At 69.1% G+C, this 25,448-nt stretch carries 23 protein-coding genes; 17 read left to right on the forward strand and 6 right to left on the reverse strand.

Features of this window, described 5'->3' with window-relative positions:
• Positions 1-340: 340 nt before the first annotated feature.
• The 3 genes from fabG to BLQ75_RS20005 all read left to right on the forward strand — a co-directional run bounded on the left by fabG (position 341) and on the right by BLQ75_RS20005 (position 3,088).
• Positions 341-1,045, forward strand: a complete 705-nt coding sequence (gene fabG, locus BLQ75_RS19995) for a 3-oxoacyl-ACP reductase FabG (protein WP_092604220.1) — start codon at positions 341-343, stop codon at positions 1,043-1,045.
• A 134-nt stretch (positions 1,046-1,179) separates the two neighbouring features.
• Complete coding sequence (gene fabI, locus BLQ75_RS20000; RefSeq protein WP_092604221.1) at positions 1,180-1,947, forward strand: enoyl-ACP reductase FabI; 768 nt, start codon at positions 1,180-1,182, stop codon at positions 1,945-1,947.
• Between the two features lie 100 nt (positions 1,948-2,047).
• Positions 2,048-3,088, forward strand: coding sequence for a ferrochelatase (locus BLQ75_RS20005; protein ID WP_092604222.1), 1,041 nt, complete (start codon positions 2,048-2,050; stop codon positions 3,086-3,088).
• A 106-nt stretch (positions 3,089-3,194) separates the two neighbouring features.
• On the opposite strand, the gene BLQ75_RS20010 is transcribed toward BLQ75_RS20005, so the two are convergent.
• Positions 3,195-3,968: a hypothetical protein gene (locus tag BLQ75_RS20010; RefSeq protein ID WP_170837595.1), complete on the reverse strand. Its 774-nt coding sequence runs from the start codon at positions 3,966-3,968 to the stop codon at positions 3,195-3,197.
• 151 nt (positions 3,969-4,119) lie between these two features.
• Here BLQ75_RS20010 and BLQ75_RS20015 point away from each other — a divergent pair, with 151 nt between their 5' ends.
• The 3 genes from BLQ75_RS20015 (at position 4,120) to BLQ75_RS20025 (ending at position 6,669) form a co-directional block, all read left to right on the forward strand.
• A complete protein-coding gene (locus BLQ75_RS20015; protein ID WP_092604266.1) occupies positions 4,120-4,950 on the forward strand; it encodes a DUF3097 domain-containing protein in 831 nt (276 codons plus the stop codon).
• 74 nt (positions 4,951-5,024) lie between these two features.
• Complete coding sequence (locus BLQ75_RS20020) at positions 5,025-5,465, forward strand: NfeD family protein (protein WP_092604223.1); 441 nt, start codon at positions 5,025-5,027, stop codon at positions 5,463-5,465.
• A 10-nt stretch (positions 5,466-5,475) separates the two neighbouring features.
• Positions 5,476-6,669 carry an SPFH domain-containing protein gene (locus BLQ75_RS20025; protein WP_092604224.1) on the forward strand — a complete coding sequence of 398 codons (1,194 nt, stop codon included), beginning with the start codon at positions 5,476-5,478 and terminating at the stop codon, positions 6,667-6,669.
• A gap of 569 nt (positions 6,670-7,238) precedes the next feature.
• On the opposite strand, the gene BLQ75_RS20030 is transcribed toward BLQ75_RS20025, so the two are convergent.
• Positions 7,239-7,787 carry a hypothetical protein gene (locus BLQ75_RS20030; protein ID WP_092604225.1) on the reverse strand — a complete coding sequence of 183 codons (549 nt, stop codon included), beginning with the start codon at positions 7,785-7,787 and terminating at the stop codon, positions 7,239-7,241.
• 483 nt (positions 7,788-8,270) lie between these two features.
• Positions 8,271-8,894 carry a DUF421 domain-containing protein gene (locus tag BLQ75_RS20035; protein ID WP_211481491.1) on the reverse strand — a complete coding sequence of 208 codons (624 nt, stop codon included), beginning with the start codon at positions 8,892-8,894 and terminating at the stop codon, positions 8,271-8,273.
• Positions 8,895-9,067: 173 nt separating this feature from the next.
• On the opposite strand from BLQ75_RS20035, the gene BLQ75_RS20040 reads away from it, so the two are divergent.
• The 5 genes from BLQ75_RS20040 to BLQ75_RS23630 all read left to right on the forward strand — a co-directional run bounded on the left by BLQ75_RS20040 (position 9,068) and on the right by BLQ75_RS23630 (position 14,082).
• Positions 9,068-9,517 (forward strand): helix-turn-helix transcriptional regulator, encoded by a 450-nt coding sequence (locus BLQ75_RS20040; RefSeq protein ID WP_092604268.1) that lies wholly within the window; start codon positions 9,068-9,070, stop codon positions 9,515-9,517.
• A gap of 5 nt (positions 9,518-9,522) precedes the next feature.
• Entirely contained in the window at positions 9,523-9,933 is a 411-nt protein-coding gene (locus BLQ75_RS20045) for a VOC family protein (protein WP_092604226.1), read from the forward strand.
• 177 nt (positions 9,934-10,110) lie between these two features.
• Positions 10,111-12,495 carry an ATP-binding cassette domain-containing protein gene (locus BLQ75_RS20050; RefSeq protein WP_092604227.1) on the forward strand — a complete coding sequence of 795 codons (2,385 nt, stop codon included), beginning with the start codon at positions 10,111-10,113 and terminating at the stop codon, positions 12,493-12,495.
• A 403-nt stretch (positions 12,496-12,898) separates the two neighbouring features.
• Positions 12,899-13,906, forward strand: a complete 1,008-nt coding sequence (locus BLQ75_RS20055; protein WP_092604228.1) for a TerC/Alx family metal homeostasis membrane protein — start codon at positions 12,899-12,901, stop codon at positions 13,904-13,906.
• A gap of 2 nt (positions 13,907-13,908) precedes the next feature.
• Complete coding sequence (locus tag BLQ75_RS23630; protein WP_170837589.1) at positions 13,909-14,082, forward strand: hypothetical protein; 174 nt, start codon at positions 13,909-13,911, stop codon at positions 14,080-14,082.
• A gap of 281 nt (positions 14,083-14,363) precedes the next feature.
• Here BLQ75_RS23630 and BLQ75_RS20060 read toward each other — a convergent pair whose 3' ends face one another.
• Entirely contained in the window at positions 14,364-15,080 is a 717-nt protein-coding gene (locus BLQ75_RS20060; RefSeq protein ID WP_092604229.1) for a GntR family transcriptional regulator, read from the reverse strand.
• A gap of 59 nt (positions 15,081-15,139) precedes the next feature.
• Between BLQ75_RS20060 and BLQ75_RS20065 the strand changes: the two genes are divergently transcribed.
• The 3 genes from BLQ75_RS20065 (at position 15,140) to BLQ75_RS20075 (ending at position 18,966) form a co-directional block, all read left to right on the forward strand.
• Complete coding sequence (locus BLQ75_RS20065) at positions 15,140-16,450, forward strand: MFS transporter (RefSeq protein ID WP_244515777.1); 1,311 nt, start codon at positions 15,140-15,142, stop codon at positions 16,448-16,450.
• Between the two features lie 235 nt (positions 16,451-16,685).
• Entirely contained in the window at positions 16,686-17,450 is a 765-nt protein-coding gene (locus tag BLQ75_RS20070; RefSeq protein WP_425286473.1) for a pectate lyase, read from the forward strand.
• A gap of 826 nt (positions 17,451-18,276) precedes the next feature.
• Positions 18,277-18,966 carry a GntR family transcriptional regulator gene (locus BLQ75_RS20075; RefSeq protein ID WP_092604231.1) on the forward strand — a complete coding sequence of 230 codons (690 nt, stop codon included), beginning with the start codon at positions 18,277-18,279 and terminating at the stop codon, positions 18,964-18,966.
• 71 nt (positions 18,967-19,037) lie between these two features.
• On the opposite strand, the gene BLQ75_RS20080 is transcribed toward BLQ75_RS20075, so the two are convergent.
• Positions 19,038-20,528: an NAD-dependent succinate-semialdehyde dehydrogenase gene (locus BLQ75_RS20080; RefSeq protein ID WP_092604232.1), complete on the reverse strand. Its 1,491-nt coding sequence runs from the start codon at positions 20,526-20,528 to the stop codon at positions 19,038-19,040.
• A gap of 194 nt (positions 20,529-20,722) precedes the next feature.
• Here BLQ75_RS20080 and BLQ75_RS20085 point away from each other — a divergent pair, with 194 nt between their 5' ends.
• Positions 20,723-21,826 carry an LCP family protein gene (locus BLQ75_RS20085; protein ID WP_092604233.1) on the forward strand — a complete coding sequence of 368 codons (1,104 nt, stop codon included), beginning with the start codon at positions 20,723-20,725 and terminating at the stop codon, positions 21,824-21,826.
• A 33-nt stretch (positions 21,827-21,859) separates the two neighbouring features.
• Here BLQ75_RS20085 and BLQ75_RS20090 read toward each other — a convergent pair whose 3' ends face one another.
• Positions 21,860-22,561 carry a lysozyme gene (locus tag BLQ75_RS20090; protein WP_092604270.1) on the reverse strand — a complete coding sequence of 234 codons (702 nt, stop codon included), beginning with the start codon at positions 22,559-22,561 and terminating at the stop codon, positions 21,860-21,862.
• Positions 22,562-22,827: 266 nt separating this feature from the next.
• On the opposite strand from BLQ75_RS20090, the gene BLQ75_RS20095 reads away from it, so the two are divergent.
• Together BLQ75_RS20095 and BLQ75_RS20100 are read left to right on the forward strand one after the other, a co-directional pair.
• On the forward strand, positions 22,828-24,558 hold the full coding sequence (locus BLQ75_RS20095) for an ABC-ATPase domain-containing protein (RefSeq protein ID WP_092604234.1): 1,731 nt from the start codon (positions 22,828-22,830) through the stop codon (positions 24,556-24,558).
• 121 nt (positions 24,559-24,679) lie between these two features.
• Positions 24,680-25,345: a phosphoribosyltransferase gene (locus BLQ75_RS20100; protein WP_092604235.1), complete on the forward strand. Its 666-nt coding sequence runs from the start codon at positions 24,680-24,682 to the stop codon at positions 25,343-25,345.
• Positions 25,346-25,448 lie beyond the last annotated feature (103 nt).

Genomic DNA, 25,448 nt, shown 5'->3' on the forward strand with positions numbered 1-25,448 from the left:
GCGAGGCCTCCTCCCGGGGGGCGTGGGGCCGGTGTCGTGCCGGAGGTCGGTGTCCGCCCTGTGTGGTCTCGATCGACGTTGTTCACGGGCATGTTACCGGCCGGGCGTGGGGTCTCGCCCAGTCCGGTGCCGGTGGGGTCGTCGTGGTGACGAGGGTGTTCCTGGCGCCGCGGTGGACAGCGGTGCCGCTCGTCGAGGGCGGGATTCTCTCGTCGTCGCACCACGTCCGATCCGATGTCGGAGCGCATCGGCACGGCCGATAGCCTCAGCGAGGGTTCGGGTGAACATCGCTGGACGACGAACGGCGGTTGACAGTGTTTTTGGAAAGGGAGTTGCGGCAGTGACACGGTCCGTGTTGGTCACCGGCGGCAATCGGGGGATCGGGCTGGCGATAGCCCAGGCGTTCCAGGCGGCCGGTGACAACGTGGCGGTCACCCATCGTGGATCGGGAGCGCCTGACGGGATGCTCGGTGTGCGGTGCGATGTGACCGATCCCGACCAGGTGGCGGCCGCTTTCGACGAGGTCGAGGCCGCCCACGGGAGGGTGGAGGTGGTGGTGGCCAACGCGGGCATCACTGACGACGGGTTGCTGTTGCGCATGGGGGAGCAGCAGTTCCAGCGGGTCGTGGACGCCAATCTCACCGGCGCCTACCGGGTGGCCAAACGCGCGGCCAGCAGCATGCTGCGCAACAGGAAAGGCCGGATGATCTTCATCTCGTCCACGGTCGCCCTTTCCGGCGCGCCCGGCCAGGCGAATTACGCGGCGAGCAAGGCCGGGTTGATCGGTTTCGCCCGCTCGTTGGCCCGGGAACTCGGCTCGCGCGGTATCACCTCCAACGTGGTCACCCCGGGATTCGTGGCCACCGACATGACGGAGGAGCTGTCCGAGGAGCGCAAGCAGCAGATCCTCGATCAGGTGCCGTTGGGGCGTTATGCCGAGCCGGACGAGGTCGCGGGGGCCGTGCGGTGGTTGGCCTCGGAAAGCGCGGGCTATGTCACCGGAGCGGTGATCCCGGTCGACGGTGGGGTCGGTATGGGGCACTGATCATCCCGAGGGTGCCGGTGTCATGCCCCCGTTCGTCGCCGTCCTTCCCGGTGGGGTCGTGCGTGAGGGCGGGGCACGTCGTGGCACCTCTTGCGATCCGAGCAAACAGAACGATCAGTAGAAGGAAGCGGCAAGTGAGTGGACTGCTGGAAGGCAAGCGAATCCTGATCACCGGTGTGATCACCGATTCCTCGATCGCGTTTCACACGGCCAGGGTCGCCCAGCAACAAGGGGCCCAGGTGGTGCTCACCGGGTTCGGGCGGCTCAAGCTGGTGGAGCGGATCGCCGCCAGACTGCCCGAGAAGGCCCCGGTAATCGAGCTGGATGTCACCAACGACCAGCACCTGGCCGGTCTGGCCGATTCGGTCTCCGAACACGTCGACGGCCTCGACGGTGTGGTTCATTCGATCGGCTACGCTCCCGAGTCCTGCCTGGGGGCGGAGTTCATGGCAGCCCCGTGGGAGGACGTGTCCAACACGCTGCAGATCTCGGCGTATTCGTTGAATTCGCTGACCAGGGCATGCCTGCCCCTGCTGGGTGAGGGCGCCTCCGTGGTGGGGATGGATTTCGACGCCCGGGTGGCTTGGCCCGCCTACGACTGGATGGGGGTGGCCAAGGCCGCCCTGGAGTCCACCTCGCGGTACCTGGCGCGCGAGCTCGGCCCACGCGGCATCCGGGTCAACCTGGTCAGCGCGGGCCCGGTCCGCACCATGGCCGCCAAGTCGATCCCGGGCTTCCAACAGCTGGAGGACACCTGGGGTGAGCGCGCCCCGCTGGGGTGGGACGTGGAGGATCCGGAGCCGGTGGGCCGCACCGTGTGCACCGTGCTGTCGGACTGGCTCCCGAAGACCACCGGCTCCATGATCATGACCGACGGCGGGTTCCACGCGCTGGGGGCCTGACCACCGGAGGTGTTCACCCCTCGGTGAGGAGGGGCACATCGGGCTCGGCCGCGCACCCCGCCTGTGCGGCCGAGGGCCCTCCCCGGCCTATCATGGTCGCGTGAACAGCTCGGATGACGTTGACGCGCTGCTGTACCTCTCCTTCGGTGGCCCGGAAGGACACCAGGAGGTACGGCCTTTCCTGGAAAACGTGACTCGCGGTCGCAATGTTCCCCCGGAACGGCTCGACGAGGTAGCCGAGCATTACCACCACTTCGGCGGTGTGTCACCGCTCAACCGCCTCAACCGCGACATCATGAGCTCCCTGGAGGGAGAGCTCGCCGAGCGCGGGCTGAACCTGCCGGTGTATTTCGGCAACCGCAACTGGCACCCGATGGTCGAGGACACCGTCGAGCGAATGGCCGCCGACGGGGTGCGGCGGGCCCTGGTCTTCGCCACCTCCGCGTGGGGTGGCTACTCGGGGTGTCGGCAGTATCACGAGGACATCGCGCGAGCCAGGGACGCGATCGGGCAACAGCGGGCTCCCGAGTTGGTCAAGCTCCGGCAGTTCTACGACCACCCGTTGTTCGTCGCCGCCAACGCCGACGCGGTGACGCGAGCCTACGCCCACCTGCCCGAGGATGTTCGTACCCAGGCCCGGTTGGTGTTCACGGCCCACTCGGTGCCGTTGAGCGCGGAGGAACGAAGCGGCGCCGACGGACGCCCGCGGTGGTACTCCAGGCAGGTTCACGAGTCCGCCCGCCTGGTCGCCGAGGCCGTCGGTGTCACCGGGTACGACGTGGTCTGGCAGTCCCGTTCCGGCCCGGCGAGCGTGCCGTGGCTGGAGCCCGACGTCTGCGACCATCTGGATCAGCTGTCGGCCAGGTCGGTGCCCGCCGTGGTCACCAGCCCTGTCGGGTTCGTCTCCGATCACCTCGAGGTGATCTGGGACCTGGACAACGAGGCCGCGGAGAAGGCCGGGGAGCTCGGGATGGGCTTCGCCCGGGCCGACACCGCCGGTACGGACCCCCGCTATGCGCGGATGATCGCCGAGCTGGTTTCCGAGCACGTCGAGAACCAGCGGGTTCGCAAGCTGTCCCCGCTGGTCACGGCGGGCTGTACGGCCAACGGTCAGTTGTGCGTGGCGCAGGGGTGCTGCTGAGCGCTCGACAGGAGTGATCTCCCGCGGTGGTGGTTCGTGGGCACTCGCCGGCGGCGGCAACCACCACCGCCCGCCCCATGCGGCCGGGGCCGCGCACGCGGCGTGCTCAGTGCTGCTCGGCCCGCTGACGCAGTACCCGCACCATCTCGTCCACCGCCGCGCGTCGGGCGGTTCGCACCGATTCGAACAGCGGGTTGAGTGCTTGACTGCGCACCCTGTCCGCCGAGGCGGACACGGCTCCTCCGGGGGCGTCGTCAGCGGCCACTCGCAGGATCGCCTCGAGTTCGGTGGAGCGTTGCAGCACCCGCAGGCAGCGTTGTGGCACTCCCTCTGGCCAGGAGGGCTGGGGACGGGCCGAGACGGATTCGGCGATCTCCCCGCGAACTCCCGGGCGTCGGCGCGAGACGTCCAGTTCGGTCAGCGTGCTGGCGGCTTCCCGCATGGCCGAGGACATGCCGTGCTCGGCCTCACCGACCGGGACGTGCTCTGCTGGGGCGAGCTCGCCGATCTGGTGGATCGTCCAACGCAGCATCCCCTCCACGTGCCGCTCCGGGACCAGCCCCAGCCGGGCGTCGGGGAAGACAGCGGCCTCACCCCGCCGCAGGGCGTGGCGGGAGAACTCGGAGGCACCGTCGAGGCCGCGCACGTCGCCCGCCACCGGCAACGCGAGGCCTCCGGATCCACCTCCGGCCCTGCGCACCGCCGCCAGCAGCAGCGCGAGCCCCGCCGGGGTCTCACCGGGCTCGGGGAGTTCGAGTCGCGTCGCCGTCTCCGCGTCCGCGGCACACACCTGATGAACCTCGGCCCACGCCTGTGCGGCGTCGAGCACGTCATCCGAGGCGGCCGCGCCGTGCAGCCACGCGGACGTCCACACCACCATCGTTGCGCTCGGACATGGCACGTCCACCGACGATACCGACGTGGCCGTGATCGTCGCCAGCGGGTCGAATCCCCGTCGTGGTCGCATCGCGTGAACACCCTCGCGGCACGTCGCCGGCCTCCGAGCGGCCGGGGAGGATAGAGTGATCCCCGTGCGTTCGACCGACTACGGCCGCGATGTGCTCGCCACCGGCCGCGACCGGCGCGAGTCCCCGCCCGAGCTGCCCGCCGAGCCCGGCACGGTCGTCGAGGACGCGACCGGCGAGTTCTGCGGCGCGGTCGTGCGGCTGGAGCGCGGGGAGTTCACCAAGCACAACGTGATCCTGGAGGACCGCCACGGGTGCCAGCGTGCCTTCCCGATGCGCACCGGTGGTTTCCGCCACGAGGGCAGGAGGGTCACGCTCGTTCCCGCCGTCGCGGCCACGGACCGCTTCTCGCGCCGCTCGGCCTCGGGTTCGCTCGCGGTCGCCGACGCTCCGGCGCGCACCGCTCGCGCCAGCAGGATCTGGGTCGAGGGTCTGCACGACGCCGAACTGCTCGAACGGGTTTGGGGGCATGATCTGCGTGTCGCCGGTGTAGTGGTCGAACCGCTGCACGGGCTGGACGACCTGCCGCGGCAGGTCGCCGAGTTCGAGGCCGGTCCCGAGCGCAGGTTGGGGGTACTGGTGGACCACTTCGTCACCGGCAGCAAGGAGACCCGCCTCGCCGAACGGGTCGACACCGCCGATGTGCTGGTGACGGGGCATCCCTACGTGGATGTTTGGCAGGCCGTGCGCCCGGCCGCTGTGGGCATCACCGAATGGCCGGAGGTCGACAGGCGCTACGACTGGAAAACCGGGGTGTGCCGCGAACTGGGGTGGGCGGATCCTACCGAGGGGTGGCGCAGGGTCCTGGCCGGGGTGCGTGACTTCCGGGACCTGCGGCCCCCGCTGCTCGGTGCCGTGGAACGCCTCATCGACTTCGTCACCCTCGCCGGGGACTAGCCTTTTCCTCCGGGAACGATCCCGCGAGCCACTTGACCGGTCACGAAGATGATTCGATCTGTCACCATGGGTGTATGGCCGCGTTGGTGTGGTTGCTCGCCGGAGTGCTGCTGGTGGCGGCCGAAGTCACTTCCGGCGAGCTGGTGCTGCTGATGCTGGGGCTCGCCGCCATGGGCACCGCCGGTGCGGCGGCGCTCGGTGCCCCGTTGTGGCTGGACGCGGTTGTTTTCGTCGCCCTGTCCGGTGGCCTGGTCTTCCTGGCCCGCCCCGCGCTCAAACGCAGGTTGCTGCGGGAGACGAGTGAGGGGATCGAGCCACGCACGAACGTGGACGCGCTGATCGGCAAGCGTGCCACTGTGGAGTCCACGGTGGATGCTCGGGACGGTCGGGTGCGTATCGACGGTGACGTGTGGTCGGCGCGTTCCTTCGACGAGACGCAGGTGTTGGACGTGGGGCGCACGGTGATGGTCATGGAGATCTCGGGCGCCGTCGCCGTGGTGTGGGCCGAACCTTGAGGAGGCGGACGTGGAGCCTGCCGTGTGGATTGTGCTGCTGGTGATTGTGCTGCTGGTGGCGGTGCTGCTGGCCAAGACCATCCTGGTCGTGCCGCAGGCCACCAGCGCGGTCATCGAACGTTTGGGACGGTTCCGCACCGTGGCCTCTCCGGGGCTGAACATGTTGTTTCCGTTCCTCGACCGGGTGCGCGCCAAGATCGACCTGCGGGAACAGGTGGTCTCGTTTCCCCCGCAGTCGGTGATCACCCAGGACAACCTAACCGTGTCCATCGACACCGTGGTGTACTTCCAGGTCACCGAGTCCCGTTCGGCGGTGTACGAGATCTCCAACTACATCGAGGGAGTCGAACAGCTGACCACCACCACACTGCGCAACGTGGTCGGCGGTATGAGTTTGGAGGAGACGCTGACCTCGCGTGACCAGATCAACAGCCAGCTGCGCGGGGTGCTGGACAGCGAGACCAGCCGGTGGGGAATCCGGGTCGCCCGGGTCGAGCTCAAGGCGATCGACCCACCGCCGTCGATCCAGGACTCGATGGAGAAGCAGATGCGCGCCGACCGGGAGAAGCGCGCCATGATCCTCAACGCCGAGGGGGAACGCGAGTCCGCCATCAAAACGGCGGAGGGGCAGAAGCAGTCTCAGATCCTCGCCGCCGAGGGCTCCAAGCAGGCCGCCATCCTCAACGCCGAGGGGGAACGGCAGTCCAACATCCTGCGTTCGCAGGGGGAGCGGGCCAGCAAGTACCTCACCGCCCAGGGCGAGGCCAAGGCGATCGAGAAGACGTTCGCCGCCGTCAAACGGGCCAAACCCACCCCGGAGATGCTGGCCTACCAGTACCTGCAGACCCTGCCCGAGATGGCTCAGGGCGATGCCAACAAGGTCTGGGTCGTGCCCAGCGAGTTCAGCAAGTCGTTGGAGGGCTTCGCCCGGATGCTGGGCACCCCCGACGAGGAGGGCGTGTTCCGCTACGAACCGCCGGAGCAGGAAATGCCCCACGAACCGCCGGAGCAGGACGACCCCTCGGTGGCCAACTGGTTCGACATGTCCTCCAACCCCGAGGTCGCCGAAGCCGTGCGCGCGGCCGAGGCGGTGGCCCGCAAGGAGGTGCCCACCGATCTGAGCAGCACGCCGCGCGCGGGAGGTCCGGGAGACCGGCAGGCGCTCGGCGGGCGTTCCGGGGACGCTGACCAGACCGGTGGGTGATCCCCCCTGGGCGGTTGGGAACCGGTGTGGATGTTCCGCGATCGGATTCCACTGTGTTTGCGAACAGCGCGGGGCCGTCGTCGGACCTGTCGCCTCGGGGCGAAGATTCATTGCCTCGCTAGCGGGTCCATCACCCACCGCAACTGCCACATCCTTCGCGCGGGGCGTAGTCGTCCTCGCCCTGGACCGCGCACCACTCCCGAACAAGAAGTGGCACGAGATGTTCGGCCCGTCGGTGCCGTTGAAGAAGGTCAGCGAATCCTCGCGCTCGTTCGACGCCCCCCCAGGAATTCATCGAGGACAAGTTCCCAGCCGACATCACTCCCGACCACGTCCCCGAGACTCACCAGCTACGCACCACCGCGCTGGTGGCGCTGCTGATCGGCACCGGCTGCCGCGTGGAACCTTCGGCTGCAGCGACACAACAAGGCCAGCCCTCTCACCTCACAACGGGGAAGAACGGGCCCGGTGCTGAACGCGGTGCGGTCTCGAGGGGTGTCTCGGTCATTCTGTCCGCTGCGGGCGTCGAGTCACTGGCGGATCACGCGGCCTTCGCCGGTGCCGGTCTCTCAGGGGGCCAGGTAACCGATCCAGCCGTTGTCCTGCACTCCCGTCCTCATGCCCTGGGCCAGTGGTGCGGGCTCCAGCAGCGCCGCGGCCGCCGCGGGAAGTTGTTCGTCGACGAAGCCGCCTGTCGGCCCGCTGCTGCTGAAATCATGCGTGATGAAGAACTGGCGGTCGACGATACCGAGTGGGCTGCCGGTGGTGTAGCTCGGTATGGCGCCGCCCGACACGGGGCGGTGAACTGTGCCGTCGGCGTCGACGGCCCAGGACGGGCCGTCAAACCGCGTGACTGCCTCGATCCACTCGCAAGCCACGACGTACACCTCGTCGGTCCGTTCGTAGCGCGTCTGCCGCCCCTCGAAGCCGGCATCCCGCGCGATATAGCGGGGCAGCGCAGGCGCACCATGGCGGCGGGCGAAGGCGAAGAACTCCTGCACCTGGCGGCGCTGCCGGGCCTCCTCCCGTGCGTCGGTCCGTTCGGTCTCAGCCTTCTGCGCGGCGCGCTCCCTCAGCCAGCGCGCGTACTTGGTGGCTTTCTCCTCGAACCCTGACACGATCCCCTCCCTCAGCTCTGGGCTTCCCCACCCAGGCCCCCGGGGGGAGGCTCAGATGTTTCCACGCCTGGACAACATCATCCACCCCTGAACCAGACCTTCCAACCGCTCAGCAACAGATATTCCCGAAAATTGTCTACAAGGGGGTGGAACCGGATACGCCGAAAAGGGGCCAGTCGGACCTGTCGCCTCGGGACGTCGAAGAGCCAGCCTGGCTGGCGCCATCAAGCCGTGGTCGAGCGCAGTGCGTTCAACCGAGCGCTGGCCGGCGTCGGGGCGTCCGGATCCTCAGGTGCGCAGGATCGGATCGACACCGCGCCGCGGTGTCCTTGCCGTCCCCTTTTCCCGAGGTATCCGGTTCCCACCGCTACTGCTGTAGCCGGTGACCGCACGCATCCGTGTGTCACCGCCGTGCAGTAGCCGCAGACCGCCTCGGCAGCACCGCTTTCTCGTGGAGGACCGGTGGACCCGAACCTGCGGGAGTTACCGGTCCTCGCCCGGCCGTGTGGGCGGTTCGGAGGAGGGGTCCGCGGACTCGGACGAGTCCGAGGTGTGGGTGGACAGATCGTCGCGTACCGGCGGTTGTGGTCCGTCCACACTGGCTAGCAGCTTGCTGTCCACGGGACGACCCTCGGGGTCGACGGTCAGCACCGATACCTCTCCGGTGGTCTCCAGCACGACCGCCTCGACCTGTTCCAGCCGGGTGATGCCCGCCAGCCGCAGTTTCGCGTAGAGGTCGTTGCGGGTCATCTGCGCCTGGTCCAGGTTCTCGCGCAGTTCCCGGCAACCGTCCATGAGAAGCAGCGGTCGGTTGTCGGAGAGCCGTTCGACCCTGCCGTGCTTGCGCAGGTACGCCAGCAGGCTCTGCGTGGTGAACAGCGCCGCCAACGCGAACATGCCCTGCAGCAACGAAACCTCGGAACTGACCGCGGTGGTGGCGGTGATGGAGCCGAACGCCACCGTCGCCGCGTAGTCGAAGTTCGTCATCTGCGAGAACGAACGCAGCCCGGCTATGCGGGAGAACGCGATCAGCGCCACATAGATCGACACCGTCGATATCGCCACGAGCGCCAGTGTCTGCCACGAGACGTGCAAACCTGCGGTCACCGGGTTGCTCCTCGAACGAGCCGGGGTCGACGAACGAGTCGATTGCTCGTGCAAACTAGCATCGACGTAGGTCACCGGGTTTCTTTTCGGTCGGCGGGTCGCTCGCCGCGCTTTTCGAGCACCGGCATGTCAGCGGGTTGGGTGATTCGTGGGTCACCTGGCAGCATCGGGGAGTGACCAGCACCCCGTCGTCGGCGCGCCGTCTGGACGAACTCACCCGGCTGCGCCGGGTCCGGGACCGGATCGATCGGGAGTACGCGCGGCCACTGGACGTGGCGGCACTCGCCCGTGGCGTGCACATGTCCGCCGGCCACCTCAGCCGTGCCTTCCGGCGCGCCTACGGCGAGTCCCCGTACTCCTACCTGATGACACGGCGCATCGAACGTGCCATGGCGCTGCTGCGACGGGGTGACCTCGGCGTCACCGAGGTCTGTTTCGCGGTCGGCTGCTCCTCCCTGGGCACCTTCAGCACCCGCTTCACCGAGCTGGTCGGCGTGCCGCCCAGCACGTACCGGCGCGAGGCGGTACGCGTCACGGCCGGAATGCCGGCGTGCGTGGCGAAACGGGTGACCAGACCGGTCAGGAATCGAGAAGCGCGGATCACCGATCCGCAACTACTCTGACCGGCATGGGCATCACCATCCACTCGAGCTTCCTCCCGCACGAGGACCCCGACGCCTCCCTGGCCTTCTACCGCGACGTCCTCGGTTTCGAGGTCCGCAACGACGTCGGCAGCGGCAGAATGCGCTGGATCACGGTCGGACCCCCTGAGCAGCCCGGCACGTCCGTGGTCCTCGACCCGCCCGCCGCCGATCCCGGCGTCACCGACGAGGAACACCGCACCATCACCGAGATGATGGCCAAAGGCACCTACGCCATGCTCCTGCTGGCCACCGACGATCTCGACGCCACCTTCGAGCGGCTGCGGCTCGCCGACGCCGATATCGTCCAGGAACCGGCCGAGCAGCCCTACGGCGTCCGCGACTGCGCCGTCCGTGACCCGGCGGGCAATCTGATCCGCGTCCAGCAGCGGCGCTGACCCGTCCGGTGACGGCGGCAACGCCGCGCACGGAGCGGTAACGGGGTCGGCGTGCCACAGCCGATGAGCACGGCCGACCGGTTACCGGACGAGACCGTCGAAAGCCGCTCAGCACCGAGCCCGGCCCCAGTCGACGGGGGCTGCCGAGAGCCCACGACCGAGGGAGACACGAGGAGCATGACCGGAAGCACGCACACGCGGTCCTCCGCGCCGCACCCCGCCGACAGCCACGATCTGATCCGCGTGCACGGTGCGCGGGAGAACAACCTCGCCGACGTCAGTGTCGAACTTCCGAAGCGTCGGCTGACGGTGTTCACCGGAGTGTCCGGTTCCGGGAAGAGTTCGCTGGTGTTCAACACGATCGCCGCCGAGTCGCAGCGGTTGGTCAACGAGACCTACAGCGCCTTCCTGCAGGGTTTCATGCCGACGCTGGCTCGCCCCGAGGTCGACCTGCTCGACGGGCTGACCACCGCGATCATCGTCGACCAGGAACGGATGGGAGGCGATGCCCGATCCACGGTCGGCACCGCCACCGATGTCAACGCGATGCTGCGGGTCCTGTTCAGCCGGCTCGGACAGCCCCACATCGGTTCACCGAAGGCGTTCTCCTTCAACGTCGCCTCGATCAGCGGAGCGGGCGCGGTCACGTTCGAGCGCGGGGGCAGGACCGTGAAGGAACGCCGCGATTTCAGCGTCACCGGCGGCATGTGCCCCCACTGTGAGGGGCGGGGCGCGGTCACCGACTTCGACCTGTCGCAGCTCTACGACGACAGCAAGTCGCTCAACGAGGGGGCTCTCACGGTCCCCGGTTACAGCACGGACGGTTGGTACGGTCGTATCTTTCGGGGCTGTGGCTTTTTCGACCCGGACAAGCCGATCCGCGAGTTCACCGCGCGGGAGCTCGACGACCTCCTGTACCGGGAGCCGACCAGGATCAAGGTCGACGACGTCAACCTCACCTACGAGGGGCTGATCCCCAAGATCCGGAAGTCGATGCTGTCCAAGGATGTCGAGGCGATGCAGCCGCACGTGCGCGCGTTCGTGGAGCGGGTGGTCACCTTCACCTCGTGTTCGGAGTGCGGCGGCACCCGGCTCAACGAGGCGGCCCGCTCCTCGAAGGTCGCCGGAATCAACATCGCCGAGGCCTGCGCGATGCAGATCAGCGATCTCGCCGAATGGGTGAGAGGTGTGGACGAGCCGTCTCTGGCCCCGCTGCTGGCCACGCTGCGGCACACGCTCGACTCGTTCGTGGAGATCGGGTTGGGCTACCTCAGTCTTGACCGCCCGTCGGGAACGCTGTCAGGTGGCGAGGCGCAGCGCACCAAGATGATCCGCCATCTGGGGTCCTCGTTGACCGATGTCACCTACGTCTTCGACGAGCCCACCACCGGGCTGCACCCCCACGACATCCGGCGGATGAACGAGCTGCTGCTGCGGCTGCGGGACAAGGGCAACACGGTGCTCGTGGTCGAGCACGAGCCTGAGGTGATCGGGATCGCCGACCACGTCGTCGACCTCGGTCCCGGCGCCGGCACGTCGGGGGGACGTGTCTGTTTCGAGGGCGCCGTCGAAGGGCTGCGAACCTCGGGCACCGTCACCGGTGGCCACCTCGACGACCGGGTCGGGCTCAAGGACGGCGTACGCACCCCCACCGGGGCGCTGGAGGTGCGCGAGGCCACGGCGAACAACCTGCGCGGGGTCGACGTCGACGTCCCGCTCGGTGCGCTCGTGGTGGTCACCGGGGTGGCGGGCTCCGGGAAGAGTTCGCTCGTGCACGGCTCGCTTCCCTCCGAGGCCGGTGTGGTGTCGATCGACCAGGGGACGATCCGCGGTTCGCGGCGCAGCAACCCGGCGACTTACACCGGCCTGCTCGACCCGGTCCGCAAGGCCTTCGCCAAGGCCAACGGGGTGAAACCCGCGCTGTTCAGCGCCAACTCCTCAGGGGCCTGCCCCAACTGCAACGGCGCCGGGGTGGTCCACACCGACCTGGCGATGATGGCCGACGTGGCCACGACCTGTGAGGAGTGCGAGGGCAGGCGGTTCCAGGACTCGGTGCTGGAGTACCGCCTCGCCGATCGCGACATCAGCGAAGTGCTGGCGATGCCGGTCTCGGAGGCTCTGGAGTTCTTCGGTTCCGGTCGGGGGCGCACACCGGCCGCGCATCGGATCCTCGCCAGACTCTCCGACGTCGGCCTCGGCTACCTCACTCTGGGGCAGCCGTTGACCACGCTGTCCGGGGGTGAACGGCAGCGGCTCAAACTGGCCACCCGCATGGGCGAGAAGAGCGGTGTCTACGTGCTCGACGAGCCCACCAGCGGGCTGCACCTGGCCGACGTGGAGCAGCTGCTCGGGCTGCTCGACCGGCTCGTGGACTCCGGCGAGTCGGTCATCGTCGTCGAGCACCACCAGGCGGTGATGGCACACGCCGACTGGATCATCGACCTCGGCCCCGGCGCGGGGCACGACGGGGGACGCGTCGTCTTCGAGGGCACCCCCGCCGACCTCGTCGCCGCCCGCTCCACCCTCACCGGCAAGCACCTCGCGGAATACGTCGGTGCCTGACCGCGGTGGGCGAAGAGCCCCGATGGGGCGTTCGTGTCGGTCGAAGGTCGGGCGATGAGTCGGTCGCGGCGGCGCGGGGCGACTTTTCGGCCGTGGCTTCGCGGTCGTCGAGACCCTCCCGAGGGGGCTGGACCGGCCTTGGCCGGGGCGCGGACAAGCCCTGAGGTGATAGTCGAGACTGTCGTTTCAGTGCTGCACGAACACTACACACAAAGCGATGACCACGACGACGAAAAGCCGAACGAATTTGGCGAAGCGGACTAATCATCCCCTATACTCAGCCAAGAGGGGAGTACTTCCGCGCGTTCACCCGGTCAGTACGGACATCACCACGGTGTCCCCGGGATCGGCCCCGCTGCCGGGGTGAAGGAGACCTCGAACGACGTTGTTCGGGAGGTCTCAAGTGTTCGGTGCCCCGTCTGCTCTGGCTGCCGCTCCGCAGTCGGTGGGCTCCCCGTGGTTGTGGGCGATCAGTATCGGTGTGCTGCTGGCCCTGCTGGTTGCCGACTTCGCGGTCACGCACCGCCCGCACGAGGTCTCGCTGCGGGAGGCGGTCGGCTGGTCGGTGTTCTACCTGGCTCTGCCGCTGGCGTTCGGGCTCGGGCTGTGGTGGTGGTTCGGTACCGCTCAGGCACTGGAGTTCTTCGCCGGGTTCGTGGTGGAGAAGTCCCTGTCGGTGGACAACCTCTTCGTGTTCATGCTGCTGCTGACGGCCTTCGCCGTTCCCAAAGCGCTGGTACAGCGCGTGCTGCTCTACGGCATCGTGGGAGCGCTGGTGCTGCGCGGGGCGTTCATCGCGATGGGGGCGGCGTTGCTGCAGGCGGGCACCTGGGCCTTCCTCGTGTTCGGTGCGATCCTGTTCGTCACGGCCGTGAAGATCCTGCGCGAAGCGCTGGGCGGTGAGTCGGTCGAACGGGACGTCTCGCGGATGCGTTCGGTGCGGTTGTTGCGTCGACTGATGCCCGTCACCGACGACTACCACGGGACCCGTCTGACAGTGCGGCAGGTCGGGCGCCGTGCGTTGACCCCGATGACCGTCGTGGTAGTGGCGGTTTTCGCCACCGACGTGGTCTTCGCCGTGGATTCCGTACCCGCCGTGTACGGCATCACCGAGGATCCCTACCTGGTTTTCACGACCAACGCGTTCGCGCTGCTGGGGCTGCGGGCGTTGTATTTCGTGCTGCGTTCCGTGCTGGGTAAACTGGTGTATCTCAACCACGGGTTGGCGCTGATTCTGGCGTTCATCGGTGTGAAGTTGATGCTGCACTGGGCGCACGGGATCTGGCCCGCCGTTCCCGAGATCGCCACTCCGGTTTCGCTGTCGGTGATCCTGCTCATTCTCGTGGTGGTGACGGTGGCCAGCCTGCGGGCCGGGAGTCGAGCCGTGGATGAGGCCAGTCACGGGAGGTGACCATGCCCATCGGGGTTCTCGTCGAGATCGGCGCCACCGTGTTCGTGGTGGTGACACTGGTGATCACGTGCGCGGTGTTGCTGGCGGCCCGACCGCCGCGCTCCTCACGTGATGCGACCTGCCGGCACCGCCGTTCGGGCAGGCCGCTGTTTCCTCGGGGGTCGAGCGCGGGCTGACCCTTCGGATCGAGGTGGTCCCGGCCGATTCGGCCGCGACCACGTGAGGGGGCTGGGGAGACCTCCGTGTGGAAGCCCCGGGGGCTCGGGGGCGGGCGCTCGCCGCGCGATCAGTTCGTGCCGGTTGGCCACGGCTACGGTGCGGTCGGCATCGCCGCCGTGGCCAACCATCCGCACTCCGGCCGCGGCCGGAGTGCGGACTCGCCGTGCGCACGAGGTCGCCCCGCTCCGCGGACTCGTCCTTGCCCGGTTACACGACCGCGAGGGGCCCTCGATTCGCGTCAGGTGTCGAGGTGCGGCAGGTGTTCGCTGATGCCGATGGCGCGCATGGTGTGGGCGAGATGCTCGCGCAGCCTGTGCTTGGCCAGGGCCGCGTCCCCGTCCCGCAACGCGGTGGCCAGCCCGTTGTGTTGTTCGGTGACCGCGGCTCGGCGGGAGGACTCGTGAGTCCGGGCGGTTGCGGTGATGCGTAGCTGACGGTCCCGCAGCGCGCTGTAGAGGTCGGTCACCACGGGATTGTCAGCGGCGGCGACCAGCCGCGCGTGGAAAGCGCGGTCGGCTTCGTGCGTTTCGGCGTCGGAGAGTTCGCCGGGGTGGCAGGCGGGGTGCTCGAGCAGTTCACGGCCGATCGCGGCGAGTCGTTGCCGTCCCAGAGCCGCGAGTTTGTCGATCGCGAAGCTCTCCAGGGTCAGGCGGGCCTCCATCAGGGAGTGCGCCTCGGCGGGGGTGATCGGTACGACCAGGGCTCCCCGTTTGGGGTACAGCCGCAGGAAACCTTCGCTCTGCAACCGCAGGAAGGCTTCCCGAACGGGGGTGCGTGACATCCGCAGGGTTTGGGCGATCTCCCCCTCGGACAGCAGGTGCCCGTCGGGGTAGCTGCCGTCCAGCAGGCCGGTTTTGACGTGCCGGTAGGCGCGGTCGGCGGCGGGTTCCCGCTCGTGGTCGCCCGTGCTGGTCGGGGACGCGGGGATCGTCTCCGAGGATGTTGTGTTCGACACGGCGCCATTCTACTTCCGCCCGGCTTGTATCTAAGATGCATACAAGTTTGGAGGTGGGTGTGCGCGTCACGATCGGTTCCTCGGAGTCCTCGACCACGGCCCCCGAAACGGGGACGGGACCACCGCTGCGGCGAGCCTGGTTGGTGTGGTCGGTGGCGGCGGCGTGCTATTTCGTGGCGCTGTTTCACCGGGCCAGCCTGGCCGTGGCCGCCGACGCGGCCCTGGCGCGGTTCGCGGTGGGACCCGCCGCGCTGTCGGCGTTGTCGGCGCTGCAGCTGGGGATCTACCTGGCCTTGCAGATCCCGGCGGGGGTGCTGGCCGACCGGATCGGCCCCCGACGGGTGATCACCGTGGCCACCCTGGCGCTGGCGGCGGGATCAGCGGTGTTCGCGATCAGCGCTTCCCTGGTGGGCGGGCTGGCCGGGCGTGCGCTGATCGGCCTGGGGGACGCGTTTTTGTTCACCAACGTGCTGCGGCTGGCGGCGCACTGGTTTCCCGTTGACCGGTTCGGTCGCGTGGCGGCGCTGACCGGGCTGGTCGGCGGAGTGGGCCAGCTGGCCGCCACCGCCCCGCTGGCCACTTCGCTGCGCGTGCTGGGGTGGTTGGGCACGTTCCTGGGGGCGGCGGCGTTGACCGCGGTGCTGGCGGTGTTGGCGTGGGCGGCGGTGCGTGACCGTCCGCAGGATTCGGGGTACGGCGGCGCCGGGGCAGGGTTGCCGACCTCGTCGGAGTCCGAGCCGGTGCGGGCGGCCCTGCGCGGCGTGGTGAGCACCTCGGGCACGTGGCACTCCTTCTGGGTGCACTTCGTGATGATGGGGCAGTTCGTGGCCGTGACGGTGCTGTGGGGACCGCCGTGGTTGATGCGGGCGCAGGGGTACAAAGCCGCGGCCGCGGGCAACTGGGTGCTGTTGTGTGTGGCGGGCTTTCTGCTGGGGGCTTGGTTGTGCGGGCAGTTCGTGGCGGGGCGCCCCCTGCGGCGCGAACGGTTCGTGCTGGCGCTGTCGGTGCTGCTGGTCGCGGTGTGGGCGACCGTGATCGGCTGGTCCGGCGTGATTCCCGCCGCACTGTTGGCCGTGCTGTTGGTGCTGATCGGGTTCGGTGGCGGTGCGGCGATGCTGGCCTTCGACGGTGCCCGGGCGGCGAACGCGGCGCACCGCTCGGGGTTGGCGGTGGGGACCGCGAACATGGGCGGGTTCGCCGCCGCGGTGCTGATCCAGCTGGCTGTCGGTGGGGTGTTGCGGTTGGCCGAGGGACTTCCGGCGGGGCCGTCCTACCGGTTGGCCTATGTGGCGGTGCTGTCGCTGGTCGTGGTGGGCCTGTTCGGCCAGGTGCGGCAGTCACGGCGCAGCCGGCGGGGCTGGCGCGGGTGAGACCGGCCGTCGAGATCCTGTCCGGGACACCGCGTGCGCGGCGACGAGGAGTTCCGGCGGTCCCCGCGGGGGATCCGGGGCCGTCGGAACCAGGACACGGCGGGGTGTTCGGAGCAGTCGAGAGGGAAGAACGGACACTGTGGCCGGAGGACGGTGCGGCCTAGCCTGAGCGGGAAAGCGTTTTCTTTCCCGTTGTGAAGAGGTAAGAGCTTTGTTGTCCGGTATTTCGTCGCGAATCGGGAAAAGCCTGTACGGGGCCGTGTTGGCCGCCCTGACGGTGTTGGGCACGGTGATGGTGGCCCCGCTGGGGCATGCCGAGGTGCCCGTGCCGGAAGCTCGGGGTGAGCGGGCGGTCAGCGCCACGATCACCGTCGAGGGCGCCATGGACGGCGGCCTCACGCGCTACTACGGCGAGGGTGAGCTCGGCGGGGGTGACCAGACCGAGGGCCAACCGCCGATCTTCGAACTGGCCGACGGGGCCACGTTGCGGAACGTCATCATCGGCGCCCCCGCCGCCGACGGCATCCACTGCCTGGGTTCCTGCACGCTGCGCAACGTGTGGTGGGAGGACGTCGGTGAGGACGCCGCCACCTTCGACGCCGACTACGCCTCGGCCACGATGACGATCCGGGGCGGTGGTGCGCAGTACGCCGCGGACAAGGTGTTTCAGGCCAACGGTGCGGGAACCATGACGATCAGTGACTTCCGGGTCGAGGACTTCGGCAAGCTGTACCGCTCCTGCGGCAACTGCAGCGACCAGGTCGACCGCCACGTGGTCATCGACGATGTGACCGCCACCGCCCCCGGCGACACGCTGGCCGGGGTCAACATCAACTACGGCGACACCGCCGAGTTCTCCGGTATCACGATCGTCGGTGACTCCGAGATGGGAATCTGCTCCTGGTACGAGGGTACCGAGGGTTCCGGCGAACCCGAACAGGTCGGCAGCGGCCCCGGTGACAACTGCCGTTACGACCGTTCCGACATCACGTTCGAATGATCGCGCGTGTGTGGTCTGGCTGGCGCGGCAGGGCCAGCCAGACCACACACGGTTCGCGAACGGTCCGGTCGTTTTCGGGGGAGGCCGGATCGCTGGGGGAGAGTGGTGTGTGCGGCCGGGTAGTGCCCGGCAGGTGAAGGTCGGGCGCCGCCGGTAAAGCGCTTGGTCGCGGTCGGGGGCCGAATCGGCGGGGCGCGGCGGGGTGGCGACTCCGGTGGGCAGAGATCGTTTCCACCGCGGTGCGCGGTGTCGCCGCGACGGTTCGGGACGTGTTTTCCCCGGTGCGACGTCTCGGTTGCCGGGCGGGATCGGTGACGCGGTGTCGATTCGGTCGACACGGGCCGTTGATGCGTCTCGCCGCTCGGTATCTGGTTCCCTTCGTGGTTAAGGGACGTGCGAGCGAGGGGGTAGCATTGTCAACAATCGGCGTCTCGGGTGCGATGGTCGGACGCCGTCGTGCGGGCCCGTGCGGGCGCGCATCCGCGAAGGGAGTTTTCGGTGGCGCGTACCGCGAGCGCGAGAGCGCTGTCCGCGGCACGCGTGCCTTCGCTGCTGGTGAGCGGTGAAGACCGTCCGTCGCCGGGACGCCGATCGTGCCGGGAGCCGGGTGGGCATCGTGCGGCTGAGTTCCGCGTTGCCGTGCCCGTGGCTGTTTCGGACTCGGATGTGGTGTGTCAGGCGTGTTCACCGAAGCCCGCGCACGGTCGGCCCCGTCCTCGGATTCGGTGCCGGCCTGCCTGTGGTGTGGGAACGCGTCGTCGACGAGCCGCAGCCGCCCCGCCCTCGCGGTCAGGGGTGGGGACCTCGAATAACGAGAGGGTGCGAGATGTTGGGAGTCGACGAACAGAACCAGGCCGGGGAGTTGGAACCGGTCCAACGGAAGTCCACGGCGGCGATCGTCGCCGACCAGTTGCGTTCGGCGATCATGTACGGCTCGTTGGCTCCGGGAAGCCAGCTCGGTGAGGCTGATCTGGCCACGCAGCTGGGTGTCAGCCGTGGGCCGCTGCGGGAGGCGATGCAGCGCCTCGTTCAGGAAGGACTGCTGCACAGTGAACCCCACCGGGGTCTGTTCGTGACCACGATGGAGCCCGAGGACGTCCACGACGTGTACGTGGCGCGGCTGGCTGTGGAGCGCAGCGCGTGCGAACAGATCGTGCGGTACCACCGGGTGGACGCGGTGGCGGAGTTGACCGCCGCGCACGCGAAGATGGTCGCTGCCGTGGCCAAGGACGACCGGGACGGGCTCACCGAGGCCGATCAGGAGTTCCACGAGACGCTCGTGGCGGCCTCCCGCAGCCCCAGGCTGCAGCGGATGGCCCAGACGTTGTTGGTGGAGAAGCGGATGTGCCTGGCCGCGTTGGTCGACACCTACCCGGCTGACACGCAGGCTCTGGTCGACGAGCACAAGGGGCTGGTGGATGCGATCGAGGCCGGTGACGAGGGGTTGTTGCTGTCGCGTTTGGAGGCGCACATGAACGATGCGCTGCAGCGGTTGACGGCCTCGCTCGACCAGTAGGCGTCTCCGGTCCCCGTGGGGCGGCCCGTTTCCGGTGACGGTGCCGCCCGATGGGTGGGAACGTTCCGGTGTCACGGTCCGCCGACGGCGACGTATTTGGTTTCCAGATATTCGTCGATGCCGATCTTGCCGCCTTCACGGCCGATACCGGACTGCTTGACCCCTCCGAAGGGGGCGGCGGCGTTGGAGACCACGCCCTGGTTGAGTCCGACCATGCCTGTCTGCAGGGATTCGCTGACCCGCAGGGCGCGGCGCATGTTTTGGGTGTAGGCGTAGCTGACCAGGCCGAATTCGGTGTTGTTGGCCGCGGTGAGCGCTTCGTCCTCGTCGGTGAAGGTGCTGATCGGTGCCACGGGGCCGAACACTTCTTCACTGGTCAAGCGTGCCGTGGCTGGGACGTCGGTCAGTACGGTGGGCTGGTAGTAGTAGCCCGGTCCGGAGTCGGCTTTGCCGCCGGTGAGCACGCGGGCCCCCTGATGGACGGCGTCGTCGACGAGTTCGGTGACCTTGTTCAGCTGGGACGCGTCGATCAGCGGGCCGACGTCGACGTCGACGTCGTCGCCGACGCCGCGGCCCACACGCAGGGCGCGCATGCGTCGGGTGAGTTTGTCGGTGAACTCGTCGGCGATGTCGCGGTGCAGGTAGAACCGGTTGGCGGCGGTGCAGGCCTCGCCGACGTTGCGCATCTTGGCCAGCATGGCCCCCTCGACGGCCGCGTCGACGTCGGCGTCGCCGAAGACGAGGAAGGGGGCGTTCCCGCCGAGTTCCATGGAGACTTTCAGTACTTGCTCGGCGGACTGCTCGATCAGGGTGCGTCCCACCGCTGTGGATCCGGTGAAGGTGAGTTTGCGGGCTCGGGGGTCGCTGATCAGCGGGCCCATCACGGCGCCGGCGTCGCGGGCGGTGATGATGTTGAGCACGCCGTCGGGCAAACCGGCCTCGGTGAGAATCTCGCCGAGGGCGAGCATGGTCAGCGGGGTCTGGTGGGCGGGTTTGAGCACCATGGTGCAGCCCGCCGCCACCGCGGGGCCGATCTTGCGGGTGCCCATAGCCATGGGGAAGTTCCAGGGCGTGACCATCAGTGACGGCCCGACGGGTTGACGCATCACCAGCACTCGCCCGGTGCCGTTGGGTGAGACGGTGTAGTCGCCGTCGACGCGGACGGCTTCCTCGGCGAACCAGCGGAAGAACTCGGCGGCGTAGGTGACTTCGGCGCGGGACTCGGGCAGGGGTTTGCCCATTTCCAGCGTCATCAGCAGGGACAGGTCCTTGTGCCTGCTGTTGATGATCTCGAAGGCGCGGCGCAGGATCTCGCCGCGCTGGCGGGGCGGGTGAGCGGCCCAGGAGGACTGGGCCCGGTCGGCGGCGTCGAGGGCCCGTAGCGCGTCGTCGGCGGTGGCGTCGGGCACCGCGCACAGGGATGTGGTGGTGGAGGGGTCTTCGACTTCGAAGGTGCGTTCGGCGGTGGCCGAACGCCACGTGCCGTCGATGAGCAGTGCCCGGGGCACGGCTTCGACAACGGTGCTTTCCCGCGGGTGGTGTGGCTGGTCGTCAGCGTTCATGCCACCGATGATGCCCGCTTTCGGTGCGGTGTTCGACAGCGGAGGCGTGGTGGTGCTCGTTTCCGGTGCGGGGGTGTGGGGGTGTCGTGGGCGCGATCAGGGGAGTGCGGTGCGGCTGTTCGGGCGGTTCGCGGCGCATCATCGGGTGATGACCCGTTTCGGTGGGGGTGGGCGGTGCGGATAGATTACCGGGCATGAGCGATTGGTCGGCCAAGCAGCCGAACGGACGAAGCTCGGCGGGACGTGGACAGTGGGGCGGGGACGGCTCCCACCGCGGTGCGGGTTCGGGTGGGAGGCGGCGTTCTCGCCGGCAGCGCTCGGGGGCGGCCTCGACGTCCGAACGTGGCAAGAAACGGCGATGGGGCCGCGGTATCGGGATCACCCTGCTGCTGGTGCTGCTGCTGGTAGTGGGCCTGGTGGTCTACGTCGACAGTTCGCTGCAGCGCACCGACGCGCTGGCCGACTACCCGGAACGGATCGAAGACACCCCGGGCACGAACTGGCTGCTGGTGGGTTCCGACAGCCGGGAAGGGCTCGACGAGTCACGTCGGGAGGAACTCTCGGCCGGTGACGCCGGGGGACGGCGCACCGACACCATGATGTTGCTGCACATCCCCTCCGGTGGGGGCCGGCCGGTACTGGTCAGCCTGCCGCGGGACTCCTCGGTGCCCATCCCCGGTCACGGGCGTGCCAAACTCAACGCCGCGTTCGCGTTCGGTGGGCCGCGGCTGCTGGTGCGCACTGTGGAAACCGTCACCGGGGTGCGGATGGACCACTACGCCGAGATCGGGCTGGGTGGGTTCGCCAATCTGGTCAAGTCGGTGGGTGGGGTCGAGATGTGCCTGGACCAGCCGTTGAAGGACCCCAAAGCCGGTGTCGACCTGCCCGCCGGATGTCAGCAGCTCGACGGGCCTCAGGCATTGGGGTTCGTGCGCAGCCGCGCCTACGCCGAGGGGGACCTGCAACGGGTGGAGAACCAGCGCAGGCTGTTGGGCGCGTTGATCGACAAGACCACCAGCCCGGCGACGCTGCTCAACCCGTTCCGAATGGTTCCGCTGGTCTCGGCGGTCGGGGACACGTTCTTGGTCGACAACGGTGACCACGTCTGGCACCTGGCCGGGTTGGCCGGCGCGATGGGGGACGTCTCCGGTGGGCGGGGCCTGTCGGGCACGGTGCCCATCGCCGGGTTCGGCACACTGCACGGCCAGTCGGTGGTGCGCTGGGACTCCCAGCGGGCCTCCCGGCTGTTCGAGGCCATCGCCGCCGACCGGGAGGTCTCCGAGCGCCTGCTGGGCTGATCAGGCCGGGGCCAACCGCCGGTGTTCTCGTGCTCACGGGGCTGTCGGGCCCATGGCGAAGCGTTCGAGCGCGGCCATGTCGCCGTTGAACAGGTTCTGGTCGCCGGGCAGTGGTCCCCGGTTGTCGTGCTGCCAGATCGCGTGGGTGCGCCAGCCCGCGGGCAGGGCGCCCACGCGGGGGCCGTAGCGCGCCACCCACAGCGGATTGTTGGCCGCGAAGTCCGGGTTGCCTCCGGTGCAGGTGTTCCACCAGTTCCTGGTGGTGTAGATGACGGGGAAACGCCCGGTCAACGCGCGGTAGGTGTCGCTGAACTCGGCGATCCAGCCCGACATGGCCGCCGGGGTCAAGCCGTAGCAGTCGTCGGGCCCGTAGGGGTTGTACTCGATGTCGAGTACCCCCGGCAGGGTGCGCCCGTCGGGTGACCAGTCACCGCCGTGGGCGACGAAGTAGCGGGCCTGTTCGGCGGCGCCGGAGATGTCGGGGCGTCCGAAGTGGTACGCGCCGCGCAGCATGCCCACGCGTGCCGCACCTTCGTACTGGGCCCGGAAGGTGGGGCTGCGGAACCCGGTTCCTTCGGTGGCTTTGACGTAGCTGAACCGCGCGCCCCGGTGCCAGGCGGTGGCCCAGTCCACCGTGCCCTGGTGGCCGCTGACGTCCATGCCGCGCACGGTGGGCCCGGCGGGAAACCGGGGGGTGGCGGCGTTCGTCGCGCACGGTGTGGCCAGCCCCACCATGGTGACGGCGAGCACGCCGGCCAGGCGTGCGTAGCCGCGCGGTCCACGTCGGCAGCGGCGGCGAATTCGGTCGACTGGGGAGCTGACATCGCCCACGATGGTGGTCCTCCTCAGCAGTCCGGGGGTGATGACACACCAGTTTGATCACACAACGTGTCTAACTGATCCGTGCTGGACACTACCGGATCTGCCGGTCTCGCCCCGTCGTCACGCGCCGGGCGGGACTCGATTGGATATTCACAGTCGCCTCGGGTACCCATCGGGGGATGGCACAACGAGCTAGTAACAATCGTGGCCCCGGCGGGCGTGGTCAACCGGCCAATCCGAGCAAACGCACCGCCCAGGGGCTGCGTGACCAACTCAGGTCGATGCACGGCGCCAGTTACGGGCGCTACAAGTCGCTGACCGGCAACTGGTCCTTCGACGGGTTCACCCTGGAGGTGCAGCGGGTCCAACCCGACCCCTACGCCCCCGCCAGCCGCTGCGAGGTCCGCGTCGACCCCGGCCACGCCGGTTTTCCCTCCGACCTGTGGGCCAACCCGGTCCGGGCTCGCGGCCTGGCCGGGGTGCTGGTGCGGGCCGTGCACCGCAGGCTCAAGGACAGCAGGCTCAGCGTCGACGCGGGCAGGCAGCAGGTGCTCGACCGCAGTTCCTGCCAGATCGTCGACGGCACCGTGCTGCTACGGCTGGGCATCGACATGCCGGGCAGGGGACGCAGCATCGACGGCAAGCAGGCCGAGCAGGCACTGTGCCGCGACCTGCCCGACATGGTCGAATCCGCGCTGCGCTGGCACTCCGCCGATCAGAGCAGAGTCCGCGAGTTCGTCGACTCCATCGAGGACACCGACGCGCTGCGGCGCGAATTGGCCCCGAACAACCTGGTGGCCTTCGTCGCCGACGGGGCGGTGCTGCCCCGCCGCAGCGGCATCGACGATCGCCCGCTGCAGCAGGCCGTTCCCTTCACCTCCCCGGAATCACTTCGGGTGGAGTTCGACCTGCCCAACCGGGGACGCGTGTCCGGCATGGGCGTGCCCGAAGGGATCAGCCTGATCGTCGGCGGCGGGTTCCACGGCAAGTCCACCCTGCTGCGCGCCCTGGAACACGGCATCTACGACCACGTGCCCGGCGACGGCAGGGAACTGGTGGTCTGCACCCACGACACCGTCAAGGTCCGTGCCGAGGACGGCAGGCGCGTGCACCGCGTCGATGTCAGCCCCTTCGTCAGCCACCTGCCCACCGGTTCGGGCACCAGTGACTTCTCCACCGACAACGCCTCGGGATCGACCTCGCAGGCCGCCTCGATCGTCGAGGCCGTCGAAGCGGGGTCGCGCACACTGCTGCTGGACGAGGACACCGCCGCGACCAACCTGATGATCCGCGACGCGCGGATGCAGGAACTGGTGGCCAAGGACTCCGAGCCGCTGACCCCGTTCCTCGACCTCATCCGCCCGTTGTACCAGCGGCACGGTGTCTCCACCGTTATGGTCATGGGCGGCTCCGGCGACTACATGGACGTCGCCGACCGGGTGCTGATGCTGGACTCCTACCGCTGCTACGAGGTCACCGAACGGGCCCGGGCGCTGGCCACCACTCCCACAGGGCGACACCGGGAGGCCGAGACGTTTCCCGACACCCGCGCCCGAGTGCCCGATCCCCGCTCGGTCGAGACCGACCGGCCCAAGGTGCGCTCCCGCGGCACCGACGCGCTGACCCTCGGCCAGTCCACAGTGGAGCTGCGGGCCGTGGAGCAGCTGGTCGACCCCAGCCAGGTCACCGGCATCGGGCTGGCGCTGGTCACCTGTGTGCGCGCCGGCCTGCTCGACGGCACACGCACCGTGCACGAGGTGCTCGACGCCTTCGACGCCGAAGTCGCCAAACGCGGCATCCACGCCGTCGACGACCGCTACGTCGGCGACTTCGCCGTGCCCCGCCGCTTCGAGCTCGCCGCCGCGCTCAACCGGCTGCGCACCCTGCGGATCGGCGCGTTCCGCGACTGAGCTCCCGAGCAGGTGGCGGCGGGTTTTCCCGCCGCACCGAGACGGGCATCCTGGCGGCAGGAGGCAGGACACGGGCCGTCGGCGGCGCCGCGCACCCGCACCCGGGCCGAGGAGGCCGACCATGGGCCATGGCGATGCGTTCGACAGGGAAACGGTCTACACCGACCGCTCGCACGCGGGGCGAGTGCTGGGGCAGGCCCTGTCCCAACACCGGCTCGACGATCCGGTGGTGCTGGGACTGGCCCGTGGCGGCGTTCCGGTGGCCGCCGAGGTGGCGGCGGCGGTGCACGCGCCGATGCGGGTCTGCGTGGCCCGCAAGATCGGGGCCCCCGGGCAGCCGGAACTGGCGTTGGGCGCTGTGGCCGCGGAAGGCCCCGCCACCTACGACGACCGGCTGCTGCGGGCCTACGGGCTCGACGCCGAACAACTCGCCACGCGGTGCGAGCGGCAACGGGCCGAGGCCCGCCGGCAGGAGCGGGCCTACCAGCACGCCGAGACGGTGCGGCTGGCCGAGCGTGACGTGATCGTCGTCGACGACGGGTTGGCCACCGGAGCCACCGCCCGCGCCGCCGTCCGGCGGGTCCGCCAGCACCACCCGGCCCGGGTGGTGCTGGCCGTGCCGGTCGGGGCGCCCGAGGCCGTGGCGGCGTTGAGCGAGGAGGTCGAGCTGCTGGTTTGCCCCAGCACCCCGGCCGTGTTCAGTGCGGTGGGCCAGTGGTATGACGACTTCCAGCCGGTCACCGACAGCCAGCTGCACCGACTGCTGGGCCACGGCATGGCCCACTAGGCACCACCCGCACACCGGCCCGTCGGTATTGGCCAGGATGGACTGAGGACACCGCGATCACCGCGGTGGTCCACCACGAGCAGCCACGCCGATGGGGAGAGTG

The sequence above is a fragment of the Actinopolyspora xinjiangensis genome, assembly GCF_900104475.1.
Taxonomy (GTDB): Bacteria; Actinomycetota; Actinomycetes; order Mycobacteriales; family Pseudonocardiaceae; genus Actinopolyspora; species Actinopolyspora xinjiangensis.